At 40.8% G+C, this 18,305-nt stretch carries 15 protein-coding genes; 11 read left to right on the forward strand and 4 right to left on the reverse strand.

Annotated elements, in window-relative coordinates:
* Window positions 1–59: 59 nt before the first annotated feature.
* The 4 genes from BUC07_RS13105 to BUC07_RS13120 form a co-directional block, all read right to left on the reverse strand.
* Window positions 60–719 (reverse strand): ORF6N domain-containing protein, encoded by a 660-nt coding sequence (locus BUC07_RS13105; protein ID WP_245792708.1) that lies wholly within the window; start codon window positions 717–719, stop codon window positions 60–62.
* Window positions 685–1,512, reverse strand: a complete 828-nt coding sequence (locus BUC07_RS13110; protein ID WP_073170197.1) for a KilA-N domain-containing protein — start codon at window positions 1,510–1,512, stop codon at window positions 685–687. Before BUC07_RS13110 ends, BUC07_RS13105 begins: the two co-directional genes overlap by 35 nt.
* 133 nt (window positions 1,513–1,645) lie before the next feature.
* Window positions 1,646–2,032 carry a GxxExxY protein gene (locus BUC07_RS13115; protein ID WP_073170198.1) on the reverse strand — a complete coding sequence of 129 codons (387 nt, stop codon included), beginning with the start codon at window positions 2,030–2,032 and terminating at the stop codon, window positions 1,646–1,648.
* Window positions 2,033–2,152: 120 nt separating this feature from the next.
* Window positions 2,153–5,167, reverse strand: coding sequence for a type I restriction endonuclease subunit R (locus tag BUC07_RS13120; protein WP_073170200.1), 3,015 nt, complete (start codon window positions 5,165–5,167; stop codon window positions 2,153–2,155).
* Between the two features lie 400 nt (window positions 5,168–5,567).
* On the opposite strand from BUC07_RS13120, the gene hemN reads away from it, so the two are divergent.
* The 11 genes from hemN (at window position 5,568) to ccsA (ending at window position 18,298) form a co-directional block, all read left to right on the forward strand.
* Window positions 5,568–6,947, forward strand: coding sequence for an oxygen-independent coproporphyrinogen III oxidase (gene hemN, locus BUC07_RS13125; RefSeq protein ID WP_217652699.1), 1,380 nt, complete (start codon window positions 5,568–5,570; stop codon window positions 6,945–6,947).
* A gap of 3 nt (window positions 6,948–6,950) precedes the next feature.
* Window positions 6,951–8,318, forward strand: coding sequence for a protoporphyrinogen oxidase (hemG, locus tag BUC07_RS13130; RefSeq protein WP_073170202.1), 1,368 nt, complete (start codon window positions 6,951–6,953; stop codon window positions 8,316–8,318).
* Window positions 8,308–9,333 (forward strand): ferrochelatase, encoded by a 1,026-nt coding sequence (hemH, locus tag BUC07_RS13135; RefSeq protein WP_073170204.1) that lies wholly within the window; start codon window positions 8,308–8,310, stop codon window positions 9,331–9,333. The genes hemG and hemH overlap by 11 nt, the downstream gene beginning before the upstream one ends.
* A 141-nt stretch (window positions 9,334–9,474) precedes the next feature.
* Complete coding sequence (locus BUC07_RS13140; RefSeq protein WP_073170206.1) at window positions 9,475–10,236, forward strand: Crp/Fnr family transcriptional regulator; 762 nt, start codon at window positions 9,475–9,477, stop codon at window positions 10,234–10,236.
* A gap of 174 nt (window positions 10,237–10,410) precedes the next feature.
* On the forward strand, window positions 10,411–11,466 hold the full coding sequence (locus BUC07_RS13145) for a hypothetical protein (protein ID WP_139279578.1): 1,056 nt from the start codon (window positions 10,411–10,413) through the stop codon (window positions 11,464–11,466).
* 67 nt (window positions 11,467–11,533) lie between these two features.
* On the forward strand, window positions 11,534–11,920 hold the full coding sequence (locus tag BUC07_RS13150; RefSeq protein WP_073170210.1) for a c-type cytochrome: 387 nt from the start codon (window positions 11,534–11,536) through the stop codon (window positions 11,918–11,920).
* 22 nt (window positions 11,921–11,942) lie between these two features.
* Entirely contained in the window at window positions 11,943–12,851 is a 909-nt protein-coding gene (locus tag BUC07_RS13155) for a DUF5777 family beta-barrel protein (RefSeq protein ID WP_139279579.1), read from the forward strand.
* Window positions 12,852–12,875: 24 nt separating this feature from the next.
* A complete protein-coding gene (locus BUC07_RS13160; protein WP_073170215.1) occupies window positions 12,876–13,304 on the forward strand; it encodes a c-type cytochrome in 429 nt (142 codons plus the stop codon).
* 82 nt (window positions 13,305–13,386) lie between these two features.
* Window positions 13,387–14,376 (forward strand): cytochrome c3 family protein, encoded by a 990-nt coding sequence (locus BUC07_RS13165; protein ID WP_073170217.1) that lies wholly within the window; start codon window positions 13,387–13,389, stop codon window positions 14,374–14,376.
* A gap of 6 nt (window positions 14,377–14,382) precedes the next feature.
* Window positions 14,383–14,994 (forward strand): cytochrome b/b6 domain-containing protein, encoded by a 612-nt coding sequence (locus BUC07_RS13170; protein ID WP_073170219.1) that lies wholly within the window; start codon window positions 14,383–14,385, stop codon window positions 14,992–14,994.
* A 229-nt stretch (window positions 14,995–15,223) separates the two neighbouring features.
* A complete protein-coding gene (gene ccsA / locus BUC07_RS13175) occupies window positions 15,224–18,298 on the forward strand; it encodes a cytochrome c biogenesis protein CcsA (protein WP_073170221.1) in 3,075 nt (1,024 codons plus the stop codon).
* Window positions 18,299–18,305 lie beyond the last annotated feature (7 nt).

Raw genomic sequence — 18,305 nt, forward strand, 5'->3', positions numbered from 1 at the left:
ATGTGATTTCATTCCTTTACCTTAATCATAGTTTTTCATTTAATCATCCGAATCATAGTTCAGACTTTTTTTTCTATTGCCTTTAAAATGTTTTCCACCGAGTTTATGTCCAGCTTTGAGAAAGCAAACCATTTTTTACCCAAATCTTTTAAAGAGGCCCCAAGATGATAAACCTCCGATTCGTCAATAATTAAAAAACGGTCGTGGCTTTTGTTAAAGGCTTTACTTTCAAGCGCTTTAAATATGCGCTCAAACTTTTGGTCGGTTTCAATTTGTTTTTTTTCTACCCCTTCCATCCTTTGTAATAAGCCTAAGTTTTCGTTAATGATTTTTCGCATCCGCACAAATGCATTGATTATTTGAATGCTTACTTTAATTGCAATATCGCTTCTTAAAACAGAAGAAAGCATGGCTACTCCTTGTTCGGTAAATGCGTATGGATTAACTGAAGAGTGTTTTAGTGAATCAAACCGGTCGCAATTTGCGACCAGTTCTTTTTTTTCGGTTTCATTCAATTGAAATCTAAAAGAACTTGGAAATCGCTCATTGTTTCTTTTCACTTGTTCATTCAAGCGCTTTACTTCAACCTGATACATTTCTGCTAAATCGCGATCAATCATTACCTGTGCATTCCGAATATTAAAAATTCGGCTTTCAATATACTGATGTGATAAGGATACTTCTTTACTCATGCGCCTTAAGTTTTTCAATGTTTCCATCCGACACAAGGATTTTCATTTGGTGAATGGCAATTTGGTTGAGTTTTTTTAAGCGTTCGGGTTGTGGGGAGTTCTCTTCAATCATCACTGCATTCAGGTTTTCGAGGTTCGCCAGGCATACCAGTTGCGAAACATTGGCGTAATCGCGGATATTCCCTTTTTTGTCGGGGTTTTCATCGCGCCATTGTTTTGCGGTTTTGCCAAAGAGCGCCATGTTCAGCACATCGGCCTCGTTGGCATAAACGTAACTGATTTGTTGCGGGGTAAGGTTGTCGGGAATCAGGTTTTCTTTAATGGCATCGGTGTGTATGCGGTAGTTTATTTTGGTGAGCTGGCGTTTAATATTCCAGTCAAGTTCTTTGGCTTCTGCCACTTTTAAGCGTTGGAATTCTTTTACTACATAAAGTTCGAACTCAACAGAAATCCAACTGGCGAATTTAAATGCTATATCTTTATGTGCAAAGGTTCCACCATATCTTCCCGATTTAACGACAAAGCCGATGGCATTGGTTGTTTCTGTCCATTTTTTTGCAGAAAGAGTGAAAGCATTCAGCCCTGCCTGATTTCTATACCCCTCGAATTCGAGGGGTTTAAAATCCGGATTGTATAGCGATTCCCATATTCCTAAGAAATCAATAGTATTTCTGTTTCGCATCCAATTTCCAATAACCGCACTGGGGTCATCCGATTTGTGTTTCGCAATGTCTGTAAGGGAAATGAAATCCTGTTCTTTCATACTGAGAACAGTTATTTCCTGACCCTTCACTTCAATTTTTGTGTTTTTCTTACTCATAAGCTGCTAATTGTCTGAACATGATTTATAAGATATGCAGGATAGACAAGATTTTTTTTTCTGAGTATCTCATCTTTTTTCTCATCCTGTTTAGAATTTATCCTGTATATCTTATTTATCATAAAAATTCTGTTCAAGACTTTAATTTTTTATTAAATACACGATGATACTGTAGTCTTTCCGCTCCAAAGTTGATAAGTAATCCATCGGCAATGCTGTAGGCTTCGCAATAATTGATTGCTTGTGCTTTGTGGACACCTTCCAACTTTTCGATAGCTTTTATCTCTACCATGACTGTTCCTTCCACGAAAAAATCTACTCTTCGAGTTCCAACATTGTAACCTTTGTATTCTAACGGCATTTCCAATTCTCTTTTATGCTCAATTCCATTCAGGTTTAATTCAATACTTAAAGCACGCTGATAAACAACCTCTTGAAACCCATTACCCATTTGGTTATGCACTTCCATAGCGCATCCAATAATTCTATGAGTAAGTTTATTTATTTCTTCTGTTGTCATCTTGTCTATCTTTTAATTGTCTGAACAGGATGTTTGAGATGGCAGGATAGACAAGATGTTTTTCATCCTGTTCAGATATCATCCTGTATATCTTAATTATCTTAAAAATCCTGTTCAAGACTATTCATAAGCTGCTAATCCTGATATTTCACGCCCCTGGGCTAGTTTTTTTAATTGTGGAACCAGGTCTTCCATTAATGCCAGTTCCTTTTTCCGGCGTTCTTTCCAGCTTAGCTCCAAAGGTTCTAAGAGGTCGGTGAGTTTTTCACCGTCAAAAATCATCCGGTTCATTATTTTTTCCACAAAACTTTTTAATACTGTTGCCTGCAATCCGTGTTTATTAGCGATTGCGGATAATTCCTTGTCGTATTTTTCTACTTTAAAGGTTTCAAAGTTTTGTTTTAGCTCCTCTGCGGTTTGTCCTTTGTTCCAATCCACCTGGTCGATATAGTCCGTTAAATCTTCCTCCTCTTCCATCAGGTTTGAGTTCGATTTTAGCAAGCTAATCACCTGTGCCTTGGTCATTTTCTGCTTAGACGGTTTCTTCTGCGTGCTGTCGGCAATCAGGTTCATAATGTAATCGTAATCAATTACCGCAGAGGCAAACAACACAAATTCAAAATCCAGTTGCTGGATATCTTCCGGTGCATCGTCACCCTCTTTTTCCTGCCTTTTCTTGAATTCTTTGGCGGTTTCCAAATAGGAGCTTTTGAATTCCTGGTAGGTATCTTTTGGCAAAATGGATTCGATGGTGGACTGCTGCTCTTCATCCAGATCGGTGTACTGGTCGAGTTGAGTTTTAAGCCGCTGCACTTCTTTAAAGTTCTTTACAAATGCAATTTTGGCGGCATCACCACGCAGGTTATACACTTCCTGAGGTTCGTTTACAAGGTTGTGTTCCTGCATAAAATCGCCCAATTCTTCCACCGCTTTTTGGTATTGGTCAATCACCACCGGAGCAGGGTCAACCATCCAGATTTCTTTGGCTTTACTGCTGTCCTCACCTGAAAATAAAGTAATAGCCTGGTTTACGGCATCCTGTTGTGAACGGAAATCCAAAATATTTCCATAGGGTTTCGTGTCATTCAACACCCGGTTGGTGCGCGAAAGCGCTTGTATCAAACCATGATATTTCAGGTTTTTATCCACATACAAAGTGTTGAGAAATTTGGAGTCAAAACCCGTAAGCAACATATCTACCACAATGGTAAGGTCAATCTTATTTTTATGCGGATAATCCTTATTACTGTATTTCTGATCTTTGATACGTTTTTGAATATCCTGATAGTAAATATCGAAGTTATTTATATCATGATTGGTGCCATATTGTTTATTGTAATCAGCAATAATCTCAATTAATGCCGCTTTCTTTTCTTCAGGATTTTGTTTGTTGTCTTCCAGTTCCTGAGGTAAATCTTCCTGAAGTTGTTTAATGTCTGCCGCATTTCTCTGATTCCGATAGCTATCGGAACTGTCGCCGTTCTTTGCAATCAATTGGGCAGGAGGAGAAAACACACATGCAATATTGAGTGGTTCAAATTCGGGATTTTCTGCTAATTTCTTCTTCTGTACTTCTTTGAAAAGCCGATAATATTCAATAGCATTGTTAATAGAAGCGGTGGCTAACAAAGCATTGAATTTACGTTGGTTTGTGGCTGCATTATGCTTGTTAATAATGGCCTCAGCTACCGCTTGCTCTGCGATTGCTTCGCCCGGTTTGGCATCCACTGAGCCTTCGCCCTTGAAGTAGTCGATGTGAAATTTTAGTACGTTTTTATCGTCTATGGCATGGGTAATAGTGTAGGCATGTAATTCCTTTTCAAAAACAGATTCTGTGGTTTGATATTTTTCAAACTGGTCTTCCCTGAATTTATTGATAGCGTTCTCTTCAAAAATGGGTGTTCCGGTAAAACCAAACAGCTGAGCATTTGGAAAGAACTCCTTAATTGCTTTATGGTTTTCTCCAAACTGTGAGCGGTGGCATTCGTCAAAAATAAAAACTACCCGTTTAACACTCAATGGCTCCAGCCGCTCTTTAAAATTCTTTTTGTACGTACCATCCAAAGCCAATCCCAATTTTTGAATAGTAGTAACAATTACTTTGTCGGCATAATCGGTAGAAAGTAAACGCCTCACCAGTGTTTCAGTATTGGTGTTTTCTTCTACACTGCCTTCCTGGAATTTATTGAATTCCTCACGGGTTTGACGATCAAGGTCTTTACGGTCAACCACAAACAAACATTTTTCAATGTCAGGATTATCTTTCAGAAGGGTAGAAGCTTTGAAAGATGTCAATGTTTTACCACTCCCGGTAGTGTGCCAGATGTAGCCATTTCCCCGGTTTTGATGGATGCAATCTACAATCGCCTTAACCGCATAAATTTGGTAGGGACGCATCACAAGTATTTTTTGCTCGCTTTCTACCAGCACCATATACTTGCTAATCATTTCACCCAAAGTGCATTTCGATAAGAATTTTTTGGTGAATGGTTCAAGGTGGGTGATTTTGTTGTTCTTTTCATCCGCCAGTTTGTAAATCGGCAAAAACTGTTCATCAGCATTGAATTGAAAATGCTGGTTTTTGTTGTTTGAAAAATAGAAAGTATTACTTCGATTACTGACAATGAACAATTGCATGAAACACATTAATGTATTTCCATAGCCATTGCCGGGTTCGTTTTTGTAATCCACAATTTGTTGCATGGCTTTACGTGGTGAGATGTCCAGTTTTTTTAACTCAATCTGAACTACCGGCAAGCCGTTAATCAACAAAATGATGTCATAACGCTGATTGCTGTTTTCTGTGTTGATACGCAGCTGACTAACCACTTCATATTCATTTTTACACCAGTCTTTAATGTTAACGAGGGTGTAATGTAAAGGAGTTCCATCTTCCCTTTGGAAATATTGCCTTTCACGCAACATTTTTGACGCTACAAAAACATCAGGGTTGATTATTTCTTCGCGTAAACGTAAAAATTCGCTATCCGAAAGCCGGACACGGTTTAGTGCTTCAAATTTGACTTTGAAATTTTGTTCAAGTGTTTTCCTGTCAACAATATCAGGGCGATGCGTATATTTCAGCTCCTTGAGTTGTTCAATCAGGTTTTCTTCTATTTGATGTTCTTTAGTCATTTTTCTTTCAATAAATCTATAGGCTTTTATTGCGGTAAACCATAAGTTTTTTGCTTTGGCTTTTCAGTATGTTTCACAACTGTTTACGAAAATGTACCAGGCACCTTTATATTCTTTGGTGACCCTAAAAGTATTAAAAAATCAAGAATTCTATCGGTGCAATTTTTTTAAATTAAGCTAATCACATAGGAGAAAAGTATTCCGGGATTAAAAAATGTCAGTTTGTTTTATTTTAACAAACGGTTGTTTTATTTTTGCAGGTTCTTAGAAATAAGTATGTTTATTCTCACAATCGTCTTTTGTCAAGACAAATTTTCAGTTTTTTGCTCTGAAGGTACACCATTGAAAAGGGAAGATAGGATTGATAAAAAGGCCGTTTAATTTGTTACAGCAGAAAGTTATGAAGATATCTGAAAAGTTAATTGAAAAATATAACATCCCGGTGCCGCGTTACACCAGTTACCCTCCGGCCAATTATTTTCATTCCGAGTTTGGAGAAAAGGAGTACGTTGAAGCCATTGAAGCTTCTAACAGTGGCTGGCCGCAAAATATTTCCATTTATGTGCATGTTCCTTTTTGCACCAAAATGTGCCATTTTTGTGGCTGCAACACGCAGTTTACCCGCGATACAGACAGAATGTGCACCTACATGGAAGCCGTTAAAAAAGAAATTTTAATGGTGAAAAAAATGCTCGATCCAGTGCGGAAAGTGTCGCAGGTGCATTGGGGCGGCGGAACACCCAACTCGCTGCCTGTGGAAACAATTCGGGATATTATGGATACTATCCATGAAAATTTCGAGTTTATCGACAAACCTGAAATCGCCATTGAATGCCACCCGGCCATGCTCGATGAAAAATACACCGAACAACTGGTACAGGCCGGGTTTAACCGGTTCAGCCTGGGTATCCAGGATTTCAAACAAGAGGTGCTCGACAACGTAAACCGCGATGCACCCAAAGTCCCGGTAAAAGAAATTGTGGGCTGGATTCGCAGCCACGAAAATACCGGGGTGAACCTCGATTTTATTTACGGGCTTCCCTTCCAGGACATAAAAAGTTTTTCGGAAACAATTGAAAAGGCAGTGGATATTTCGCCCGACCGTTTGGTTACTTTTTCGTACGCCCATGTACCATGGATTAAAAAAGCACAAAAAATTCTTGAGAAACGGGGACTGCCCGAAGCCGATGAAAAACTGAGAATGTTTTTGGAAGGTTATAAAATTCTTACCGAAAATGGTTACACTGCCATTGGCCTCGACCATTTTGCCAAAGCCAATGACGAACTAAGTGTTGCGCTTAAAAACCGGAAACTGCACCGTAATTTTCAGGGCTATTGCACCCGCGAAACCACGGGGCAGGTTTATGCGTTCGGCGCTACCGGAATTAGCCAGCTGGAGGGAGTTTACGCCCAAAACGGAAAGGTTCCGGATGTGTACCTTGAGCGGATTAACAAAGGGCAATTCAATATTGAAAAAGGGTACAAACTGAACACCGGTGAAAAAATTGTACGCCACGTAATTACTGAAATTATGTGTAACGAATTTGTGTCGTTTGAAGAAACGGCCCGGTTCTTTACTATTTCAGTTTCGGATGTGAAACAGGCTTTGCATTTCGAGGAAAAACAAATGGAAAGTTTTGTTGTTGATGGATTATTGCAAATGGAGCAGGGCTCAGTTTTTAAAGTAACCGATGCCGGCCGGTTTTTCATTCGTAACATTGCCTCTAAGTTCGATCCGAACTTAACAAATGAGAACAAACGGTTTTCAAAAGCTTTATAATAAATGGAACGTAAAAACAATATGAATGTAGCGGTAATTGGTGCAGGATTAACTGGATTAACAACAGCCTTTTACCTGAAAAAAGCCGGAATCGGATTTCAGATTTTTGAAAAATCCGATCGCCCCGGCGGTGTTATTCAAACCCACCATGAGAATGGATTTACCTACGAATCGGGACCCAATACCGGAATGCTCTCGCGCCCCGAAGTTGCCGAACTTTTGGAAGAATTGAAAGACGATTGCACTCTTGAGCCGGCAGATGAAACAGCAAAATCACGCTGGATTTGGAAAAACGGCAAATGGTGGCCACTGCCTTCGGGCGTGAAAACAGGAATTACAACTCCGCTTTTTACTTTGCCCGACAAATTGCGCCTGCTTACCGAACCTTTCCGCAAAAAAGGCGAGAACCCGAGTGAATCACTGGCCGGGTTGGTTTTAAGGCGCATGGGCAAAAGCTTTCTCGATTATGCCATCGACCCGTTTATTTTGGGAATTTATTCGGGCGACCCACATCAGCTGGTAACAAAATACGCTTTCCCAAAATTGTATAACCTGGAGCAGGATTACGGCAGTTTTATTGGCGGGGCAATGAAAAAAGCCCGCCAACCCAAAAACGAGCGCGACAAAAAAGCAACCGGAGAAATTTTTTCTGTGGAAGGCGGACTGGGAAATTTAATTGATGCGCTGGTTAAAAACATTGGACCTGAAAACATCAGGCTGAATTGTACGGATTTGGTTGTGCAAAAAAATGATGGTTATTATACTATTGGTAACGAACCGGAAAAGTTTACCCATGTTGTTTCGGCCATCGGCGGATATGCGCTGAGTGAATTACTGCCGTTTATCGGAAAAGAAGAATTATCACCTGTTCTTCAAATGAATTATTCGAAAGTTGCGCAGGTGTCGCTGGGATTTGAAAAGTGGGAAGGAATTCCGCTGAATGCCTTTGGAGGGCTGGTTCCTTCAGTTGAAAAGCGCCGGATTCTCGGAGCGTTGTTTCTCTCTTCATTCCTGAAAAATAAAGCGCCGGAACAGGGAGCGTTATTATCAGTTTTTCTTGGAGGAGTGAGAAAACCTGAAATGGCAGAATTGACTGACGATGAAATTACTCAGATTGTTAAAGAAGAAATTTCTGAAATGTTTCAGCTGCCGGAATTCAATCCCGCACTGTTGAAGATTTTCCGTTACCGGCATGCTATTCCTCAATACGGTTTTGAATCGGATGAGAAGATGAGAACCATTGAACGACTTGAAATGCAGTATCCGGGGCTTATTCTGGCAGGAAATATTCGCGATGGAATTGGGATTGCCGACCGCATTAAACAGGGAAAAACAATTGCAACTCAGCTAACAAACAAGTATGACAAATAAAAATAAAACTGCAGTTTTGCTCATGAATGTGGGCAGTCCTGATGAACCCCGCATTGGGTCAGTATATAAATACCTCACCGAATTTTTAAATGATAAACGCGTGATTGACCTCCCCTGGCTGCTGCGCAAGTTCCTGGTGAATTTTATCATTATTCCGTTCAGGGTAAAAAATTCGACCCGGCTTTATAAACTGCTCTGGACAAAAAAAGGATCGCCGCTTATTTATCATTCTTTTGAAATGAAAGAAAAACTGCAGGTAGAACTTGGTGATAATTACGATGTTTTTGTGGCCATGCGCTACCAAAACCCCGATTACAAAAGGATTATCAATCAGATAAAACAGCAGGGGTTTAAGAAACTGATTCTTTTTCCATTGTACCCGCACCACGCCATGTCAACAACCGAAACTACCATTGTGGCAGTAAAAAAGGAGCTGAAAAAACAGAAGGTAGATGTTGACTTGTCGGTTGTCGATCAGTTTTATGATCACCCGAAGTTTTTGAAAGCATTTGCAACTCAGGCAAAAAAATACGATACTTCTGCCTACGATCATGTTGTTTTTTCTTACCACGGCCTGCCAAACCGCCAGCTTGAAAAATGCCATCCGGGAATTAAAGTTCAGGATTGCAACTGTGCTGAATCGATTCCGGAACACGGGAAGTATTGCTACCGGGCAACATGTTATGCCACATCGCGCATGCTGGCAAAGGAACTGGGCCTTCAAAAGTCAGATTACTCGGTGTCCTTCCAGTCGCGGCTCGACAAAAACTGGATGGAACCTTTTACAGATAAGTTACTGCTTGAAAAATTAAAACAAGGCAAAAAGAAAATTCTGGTTTTGGCCCCTGCGTTTGTCACCGACTGCCTCGAAACCATTATTGAAATTGGCGACGAGTATAAGGAGATTTTCCTTGAACAGGGAGGTGAGAAATTGCAGTTGGTAGAGAGCTTAAATGCTGAACCGCACTGGATTGATGCCATGAAAAGCATAATACACAAAACTGAAAATGAATGAACATCGGGTGTCCATTTCTTGTTTTCTTATAGGGAAATAAAAGAAAAAAGGATATTATTTTTTTGATGAATATTTTTTCTAAGTTAGCGGTCAATTAATTTTTAAATAGCTACATAGATAAATATTGATATATTTGCAACAATGGAATCTGCAAAAATTGCACAAAATATTGAATGCTCCAATTGTCACAAGCAATCGGATGACTGCAGTAAAACCTTCGACTGTTGTTGTAAGAACTGTTTTAGAGATGATAACACCAGTATTTTACAGGCCTTAAGCAAAGGCGAGCTGGATTACCTGGTAGAGGGGAAACATCAAATCCACTATAAACCCGGCGAAACCATTATCAAGCAAAATACCAGCTCAACGTACGTGGTTTGTGTGCGTGAAGGCCTCGCAAAAGTTTATGTGGAAGGAGTACGCGGGAAAAGTATCATCATCAGGCTCATTAGTAACCAGGATTTTGTTACCGGTGGCGGTTTGTTCAACGGGAATATTCAGAAATTTACCATCTCGGCGATTACACCTGTAACTGTTTGCCTGCTCGATTCATCGAAACTTGCAAATCTTTTTTCAGAGAATAACAGCTTTTCTGTGGAGCTGCTCAGGCATCATACAAAACAAAACAACAGCCTGGTAACAAAACTTGTAAACCTCACCCAAAAATACATGCCCGGAAGAGTGGCCGATACGTTGCTTTATCTGAAAAATGACATCTACAAAAACAACACTTTTTCGGTACCACTTACGCGCCAGGATTTGTCAGAAATGTCGAACATGACAAAGGAAAGCCTGGTGCGAATACTTCAGCAATTCAAAACTTCCGGCCTCATTAAAGTTTCAGGAAACACCTTCGAAATTATTGATGAAAATGGCCTCCGGTCGATTAGCCGAAACGGCTAATTGACATACATCAATCCCTTTATTGATTCAGATCATTTTTCACCGTTGAATATATCAACAATTCGTGTTTGATATATCACCGTGTGTTGTGTATTTCAACACTCTATCAGAAGTATTTTTATGCCCAAAGAATGAAAGGAACAATAGTATCAATTTTACTAATCTGATTTTGTTATGAAATACACATTTAATTTTAAACTTATTTTGAGTGTTTGTTTGTGCGCTTTTTTAGCCGCATCGTGTGTGAAAGAAGGACCTATGGGCCCTCCCGGAGAAGATGGTGCTGATGGTGCCGACGGACGTGACGGAGTAGATGGAAACGTAACATGTTTAGTTTGTCATGCATCCGATAATATTGAGTCAATAAACGCAGAGTTTGCTATGTCGGGACACTTTTCCGGCGAAAAGGCTGTTGCATATGCCGGTTCAAGGCAAGGGTGTGCGGAATGCCACTCTCACGAAGGATTTGTGCAGTATGCTGAATTTGGTGAAGTTATGGGAGACATTACCAATCCTTCAGCCTGGCAGTGTAATACATGTCATGGTATCCATGAAACATTCGAAGGAGAAGATTATGCACTTCGGTTGAATGACCCGGTAAGTGCTGTTTACCTTGAAGATATTGATGCTTCAGCGACTATGGATTTAATTGGCAATAACAACCTCTGTGCTACTTGCCATCAAACAAGGACCCCGGAGCCAAATTTAGAGACCCCTGGTGAAGAAACTTTCAATATTGGAAGTTCGCATTATGGGCCACATCATGGGCCGCAGGCTAATATTGTTTTGGGTGTTGGTTTTGCTGAAATAGACGGTACAGCCAATTATCCTGAACAAGGAAGTTCATATCATTACAACGAAGATGCTTCTTGTATTGGTTGCCACATGGGCGAATACGAAAATGGCGGCGGCCACACCTGGAAAGCCAACCTCGATGCATGTATCGATTGCCACGGTTCTGATATGGATGACTTCAATTATGGAAACGGACAGGCACTTGTTGAGGCTGAATTGAATAAACTAAGAGATAAATTACTTGAACTGGGTGTTGTTGCAGGAGATGAAGAGAATGGTTACCACCCGGTTACCGGGGAATATCCAATGCTGCAGGCACAAGCTTATTTTAACTGGATTGGACTGGTTGAAGACCGCAGCCTGGGTGCACACAACCCAAAATATGTAAAAGCACTTCTGGCCAATACTATTGAAGCATTGGAAGCAAACGAATAACAGGTTGAACGGGTAAGAAAAAAGGCTTCTGTCTTTTCAGGGGTCTTTTTTCAAAAATTTTAAATGTATGAAGAAGTTATTGTTAATTGTTACCGTTGTATTTTTCGCACTGGTTTATGCCAGTTGCAAATACGACTTTATTGTGCCCGAAGAGGTTATCGATCCCAATGACCCGGACGTGGAACAGGTCTCGTTCTCAGAAGATATTATTCCAATTTTTACCGGTAATAATTGTACGGCCTGTCACGGTACCGGCGGGCAGATTCCGAATCTGACTCCTGAAAACGCCTTTTCGGCTTTGAATACTTCACGCTATATTAACACCTCCACCCCGGAGGAAAGCCTGATTTATACCAGGCCACACCCTGACGGTACGGGCTCTCACCCTACGTATTCTGAGGCTGATGCAGCGTTAATTCTTGTCTGGCTAAAACAAGGAGCTGAAAACAACTAATTACACTTTTAAGATGGGAATAATGAAAAAATATATATTACTGTTATTAATTCTTCCAGGATTAACATTAACCGGTGCGTTTGCACAGGATGACGAAAAAGAAGACATTCCGGTACGGGCTCCCTTTGAAAGTGGTTACCTGATTGATAATCAAACAACCCAGATCCCTATTGAAGGAACCTTGGAATACGTTATACAGCACAAGTTTGGCACCATGGAGAATGGCCTTTCCGATGTTTGGGGAATTTATTCACCGGGTGCCAATGTGCGGCTCGGTTTAAACTATGTTCCGGTTAATAATTTTCAGGTTGGATTGGGATTGACCAAAAAGAATATGTACACCGACCTGAATGCCAAATGGACCATATTGGAACAAACCCGCGAGAATACAATACCACTTGCCGTTGCCCTTTACGGGTCGCTGGCAATTGACGGGCGCAATGAAAATACTTTTGGAACAGGAAAAGTATGGCACTCGGGAGAAGGAACAAAAGAGTTCGATATTGTTTTTAGCGATCGCTTTTCCTATTTCTCACAACTAATTGTTGGCCGGAAATTTACCCATTGGCTATCGTTACAGGCAGGCGCAAGTTTTACCCATTACAACATGGTGGGAAGCGTGTACGACCATGATAAAATTGGTTTGCATTTTAACGGACGCATCCGGTTCTCCATGCAATCGTCATTTATATTTAACTACGATGTGCCTTTAAAAATAAAATCAATTTCGGAACAGCGCGAATGGGTTGATCACCCAAAACCAAACCTTGCCTTTGGCGTAGAAATCTCTACAAGTACTCACGCGTTCCAAATTTATATGGGAACAGCAGACGGAATTATACCTCAAGATATTATGATGTGGAACCAAAATGACTGGACAGACAATGGTTTGGCAATTGGCTTTACCATTACCCGGCTTTGGAACTTTTAATGTTGAATTTTAAAAATTAGTATTATGAAAAGAGAAATTCGTTTTTTGACATATCCTTTAATAATCCTTGCAACAGGATTGTTTTTGGTGGCTTTTACACTCCCGCAGGACAAAGAATATGGTGGTGAGTGGGATATTCCTGAAGAATACCAAAACATGGAAAATCCTTATACAGGCGACAAATCGCTTGACCGTGTTGGTAAAATGCTTTACACCAAGCACTGCAAATCGTGCCACGGCTCAAAAGGAGAAGGTGATGGCCCCAAAGCAGCCAGCATGAGTGTAAAAATCCGTGATTTGGCTTCAGATGAAGTACAGGAACAAAGTGATGGAGTACTGTATTATCAGTCGATAATTGGCCGCGACGACATGCCCAACTACGAAAAAAAGATTCCGGTTGAGGAAGATCGCTGGGCTGTTATCAACTACATCAGATCACTGAAAGAAAAGTAAATTGATAATACAAGAGGGTGTCTGAGAAGGTTAATTTTAATTCGATCTTTTTAGATGCCCTCTTTTAAATTAATATACCAACATGCTTTCTTCAATCCGCGCAATTCTGCTACTTTTTGTTTTTTCTTTTTTGGTCGTGCCGGTTAAAAGCCAGATGGTTGCCGAGGAGAACAAGCTGTGCATTGAATGCCATACCTCGCAAAGTTTTACCATTCATAACGACTGGACAGGGATGGACGAAACACGGTTGATGAACCCGTTTTATATTTTAGATACCGTAAGGTTTGTTGACGGGGTTCACGGCGCTTTTCAGTGTATCGACTGCCACTCGTACGAGTATGAAACTTATCCGCACAACGGAGAACTTAAACTCGAACCGTTAATGACATGTATCGATTGCCATGGCGGCGATGATACTTACGCATCTTATCAGTTCGACAGGGTGGAAGAGGAATTTGAAAAAAGTATTCACCGTGAACTGCTTGGCGATCAGTTTACCTGTTCAAAATGTCACGACCAGCACTATTACACCCCAACAGCACGCACCAGCAGTAGCGTAAAAGAAATTGTTGAATACAGCAACAACATGTGTTTGTCGTGTCACGATAATATGATTAAATATCAGTTGGTATCCGACAAAGAAAAACCACAGTTGGTACAAATTCACGACTGGTTGCCTAATCAGGAACTGCATTTCAACCGGGTGCGCTGCATCGAATGTCACACCGTTGTTCAAGATTCGCTGATGGTTTCCCACAACATTCTTCCCAAAGAAAAAGCAACCAAAAACTGTGTAGAGTGTCACTCTTCCAACTCAATGCTGCAGGCATCGTTATATAAATATCAGAATCTCAGGCTGCGGTCGGGAAATGCCGAAAATGATAGTGTGAGTTCAGGCGAGGTGTATTCGGGCTCATTTCAGTTTTTGAGTATGAATAATATTTTTTCCAACCAGTACTATGTTATCGGTGCTTCGCGTATTCCGTTGCTAAACACAATATTTGTACTGATTTTTGTTTTCACCGTTGCCGGGATTGTTACTCATGCAATTTTCAGGTTTTTAAAAAAGTAAATCGTTATGTCAGCTGAAGGAAAGCTTTATTTATATCCACTTTGGTTAAGAATTTGGCACGGAATGAATGCACTTTGCATTATCATTTTAATAGTTACCGGCTTGAGTATGCACTATTCCACCAGCATTTTATTCAAATTTGAAAGCGCTGTTGCCGTGCACAATATTTCCGGCGTAGTTCTCACCATATTTTATGTCCTGTTTTTAGCGGGGAATCTTGTAACTGAAAATGGCAAATTCTACCAGATAAAAACAAAAGGCTTAAAAAACAGAATGCAGCAACAGATAAAATATTATGTCTCGGGGATGTTTAAAGGAGAAACTTCACCCTATCCTGTTACCGCGACCAGAAAATTTAACCCGCTGCAAAAATATTCCTACATTGGGGTTATGTACATTTTTGTTCCGCTGGTAATTATTACCGGGTTCGCACTTTTGTTTCCCGAAACAATTATTGAAGACGTTTACCAGGTTAGCGGTGTTATGCTTACAGCAATTTTTCATAGCATCGTAGGTTTCTTTATAATGATATTTCTTTTTGTGCATTTGTATGTGGCATCAATCGGAAAATCTCCTGTTAGCAATTACAAAAGCATGGTTACAGGGTGGCACAGTTAACCATTCCAAAAGGAAGTTGGCAGATTGTTTCAGTGAGCTGTTTTTTGCTGAAAATCTTTTTGACAACTATATTCAAACAACCATAACCAATATTAATCGCCAAGTGGGTGCAAAACCAAAGTAGTTTCTGATTTTCGTGTGGTTAATGTGCAGATGTTACAATATTATTTCTGCAAAACATTTATTTTCGCCTGCATGTTATTGTTGTAATTTTTATGAAAGCTTATCTATGAAGAAGTTTGTTTCGTTTCTATTTTCCATGTTTTTTACCGGGATTCTGTTTGTGGTGTTTGCCATTTCAATTGGTTACGCCACTTTTATTGAAAACGATTATGGCACAACCACGGCCAAAATTTTAATTTATAATGCCCGCTGGTTCGAAATTTTGTTGCTCGTAATTAGTGTAAACCTCATTGGAAGTATAATTATAAATGGCCTGGTAAGTAAAAAGAAATGGACCAACTTTCTGTTTCACTTTGCTTTCCTGTTTATTATTTTGGGGGCTGCATTCACGCGCTATATTGGTTACGAAGGAACAATGCATATCCGCGAAGGCGATTCGTCAAATACAATTGTATCGACTGAATCTTTTATAAATGTGTCGGCTTCTGATGAAAACCAAACCGTTAGCGACGAAACGGAAGTGTTGTTTTCGCCCTATGCATCAAACCGGTTTTCAGAAACATTACATTTAGATAACCAGGAAATTCATTTCGAAAATTTACAATATGTCCCTTCAGCTGTAGAATCCGTTGTGCCCAATCCTTCCGGCGAACCAATCGTTTCGGTTTTAACCGTAAACCCCGGAATGCAACGCAACGATTTCAACCTGAAACAAGGTAATTCAAAACAGGTGGACGGTTATTCGCTTGGTTTTGAATCTGCTGAAAATAACGATGTCAGTTTATTTATTAATGACGGAACCTTGTTTATTTCGGCAAACGATTCGCTGCGGGTAACTGGAATGCAGGGAACCGAACCAATTGTAATTCCCCCCGGGGAATCCGCGCAGATAGAAACCCAAAAGGTGTACTCAATGGGAGAGCTCAATTTTGCTGTAAAACAGTTTTTTATGAAAGCGGTTACCCAACTGGAGTATGATCCTTCGCAACGGGGTGGGGCAGCAAACGATGCGTTGCGGATGCTGGTAACGGTTGGCGACCAGTCCAAAGAGCTGATAGTTTTCGGGCAAAAAGGGGTTGTTAGTAACCCGGTAAATGCCAGAATAAATGGGGTTACGGTTTCAGCTTCCTACGGCTCAAAAAATATTGAACTGCCTTTTTCATTATATCTTGAAGATTTTCAGCTGGAAAGATATCCGGGTTCAAACAGCCCTTCGTCTTATGCCAGCGAAGTGGTACTGCGCGATGGCGAGGTGGAAATGCCGTACCGTATTTTCATGAACAATATTTTGAAATACGAAGGATATCGCTTTTTTCAGTCGTCGTACGATCAGGATGAGCGGGGCACAATTTTATCGGTAAATTATGATGTGCTTGGAACCTCCGTGACCTACTTCGGATATTTAATTATGACAATTGGGATGATATTGACACTTTTCAACAGAAGCAGCCGCTTCCGGAGTTTGGTGAAGGGTTCAGGAAAAATGCGTGAAAAGCGCAGAAAACTTTTTGCGGTTTTAATTTTTGCATTTTCATTTTCAGCAGTAAGCGCCCAAACACCTAACCTGCAACCGCCCGACAAACAGCATGTGAAAGAATTTGAGGAACTTTTGCTGCAAAGCCGCAAAGGACGTGTTGAGCCTGCTGCAACCCTGGCTTCTGAAATTATGCGAAAAGTGGCCAAAAAGCAAAAGTGGGAAGGAATGTCGGCCTCTGCCGTTTTTCTCGATATGCAAGCCAGTCCCGAAAAATGGAGAAACGTTCGGTTCATTAAAGTGGCCAATCCCGAACTCCGGAATTTTCTGGGCATAAACGGGAAATATGCGGCTTTTAACGATATTGTTACTTCGCGCGAGCGCGGTGGCTACAAGTTAAGTTCACTGGTAAATGCAGCTTACGAAAAAAGTTCGGCCAAACGCAACAAGCTCGAAAAAGAGGTGATTAATGTTGACGAGCGTGTAAATATTCTGAACAGTGTGTTTACCGGGCATTTTTTTACTGTTTTTCCCGTTCCCGGCGACGAAAACAAAAAGTGGGTATCGGTTAACGAAGCTGAAACCCTGGGCGGGGAACATCAAGTTTTTGCCGAGCAGATTGTCAGCAATTATTTCAGTGCGGTTGGTAATCGCAACTGGCCGGCGGCCAACCAGCTTTTGGCCCAATTAAAAAGCTATCAGCAACAGCAAGGTGCTGAAATTATCCCTTCAAAAACCAAAATAAAGCTCGAAGTACTTTACCATAAGCTGGATGTTTTTGGAAAACTCTCAAAAATATTCATGACATTGGGATTGGTGCTGCTTTTTATACAGCTGATCACCATATTCAATCCAAAAGTAAAATTGAACAAATTGAGGCGGGGCGGTTTTTTGCTTATCGTCCTTTTGTTTCTGGTGCACACTGCCGGTCTGGCTGTCAGGTGGTATATTTCGGGGCATGCTCCCTGGAGTAACGGGTACGAATCGATGGTATTTGTGAGCTGGGCGACTTTGCTCGCCGGGCTTATTTTTGTAAGACGTTCAGAAATCACATTATCGCTGACTACGCTGCTTGCCGGTTTAACTTTGCTTGTGGCCAGCTTTAGCTGGATGAGCCCGGAAATTACAAACCTGGTTCCGGTACTAAAATCGTACTGGTTAATTGTGCATGTGGCAGTAATTATGGCCAGTTACGGGTTTCTGGGAATTGCCGCTTTGCTGGGGCTGCTCAACTTAATCCTCATGGTTTTCCGCACTCCCGGAAATTTAACCCGGATTAGTTTTACAATTAAAGAATTGGTTTACATTATAAATATTTCTCTGATTCTCGGGTTGTTCACACTTACCATTGGTTCTTTTCTTGGCGGTGTGTGGGCCAACGAGTCGTGGGGAAGATACTGGGGCTGGGATCCCAAAGAAACCTGGGCCATGGTAACTATTTTGGTTTATGCGTTTATCGTCCACATGTATAAAATTCCTGGGTTAAAAGGAAATTATGCGATTAGTGCTGCCTCGCTGCTTGGGTTCGGATCGGTGCTGATGACCTATTTTGGGGTGAATTACTACCTGTCGGGTTTACATTCGTATGCACAGGGAGAACCCGCACCGATCCCCAATGGAGTTTATATTGCCGTATTTTTGGTTTTGGTACTGGTAACAGCAGCCTATTTTTCTGAAACCAAACGAAAACAGCAAAAGTTGAAGTAGTCCTGAT

This window comes from Tangfeifania diversioriginum (assembly GCF_900141875.1).
Classification (GTDB): domain Bacteria; phylum Bacteroidota; class Bacteroidia; order Bacteroidales; family Prolixibacteraceae; genus Tangfeifania; species Tangfeifania diversioriginum.

What these genes read in the sequence shown, in the direction of transcription:
- BUC07_RS13140 (WP_073170206.1), top strand. Translation starts at nt 9,475, where the DNA reads ATGGAATCTGCAAAAATTGCACAAAATATTGAATGCTCCAATTGTCAC.
- BUC07_RS13165 (WP_073170217.1), top strand. Translation starts at nt 13,387, where the DNA reads ATGCTTTCTTCAATCCGCGCAATTCTGCTACTTTTTGTTTTTTCTTTT.
- BUC07_RS13145 (WP_139279578.1), top strand. Translation starts at nt 10,411, where the DNA reads ATGAAATACACATTTAATTTTAAACTTATTTTGAGTGTTTGTTTGTGC.
- BUC07_RS13105 (WP_245792708.1), bottom strand. Translation starts at nt 719, where the DNA reads ATGGAAACATTGAAAAACTTAAGGCGCATGAGTAAAGAAGTATCCTTA.
- ccsA (WP_073170221.1), top strand. Translation starts at nt 15,224, where the DNA reads ATGAAGAAGTTTGTTTCGTTTCTATTTTCCATGTTTTTTACCGGGATT.
- BUC07_RS13120 (WP_073170200.1), bottom strand. Translation starts at nt 5,167, where the DNA reads ATGACTAAAGAACATCAAATAGAAGAAAACCTGATTGAACAACTCAAG.
- hemG (WP_073170202.1), top strand. Translation starts at nt 6,951, where the DNA reads ATGGAACGTAAAAACAATATGAATGTAGCGGTAATTGGTGCAGGATTA.
- hemN (WP_217652699.1), top strand. Translation starts at nt 5,568, where the DNA reads ATGAAGATATCTGAAAAGTTAATTGAAAAATATAACATCCCGGTGCCG.
- BUC07_RS13150 (WP_073170210.1), top strand. Translation starts at nt 11,534, where the DNA reads ATGAAGAAGTTATTGTTAATTGTTACCGTTGTATTTTTCGCACTGGTT.
- BUC07_RS13110 (WP_073170197.1), bottom strand. Translation starts at nt 1,512, where the DNA reads ATGAGTAAGAAAAACACAAAAATTGAAGTGAAGGGTCAGGAAATAACT.
- BUC07_RS13170 (WP_073170219.1), top strand. Translation starts at nt 14,383, where the DNA reads ATGTCAGCTGAAGGAAAGCTTTATTTATATCCACTTTGGTTAAGAATT.
- hemH (WP_073170204.1), top strand. Translation starts at nt 8,308, where the DNA reads ATGACAAATAAAAATAAAACTGCAGTTTTGCTCATGAATGTGGGCAGT.
- BUC07_RS13155 (WP_139279579.1), top strand. Translation starts at nt 11,943, where the DNA reads ATGAAAAAATATATATTACTGTTATTAATTCTTCCAGGATTAACATTA.
- BUC07_RS13115 (WP_073170198.1), bottom strand. Translation starts at nt 2,032, where the DNA reads ATGACAACAGAAGAAATAAATAAACTTACTCATAGAATTATTGGATGC.
- BUC07_RS13160 (WP_073170215.1), top strand. Translation starts at nt 12,876, where the DNA reads ATGAAAAGAGAAATTCGTTTTTTGACATATCCTTTAATAATCCTTGCA.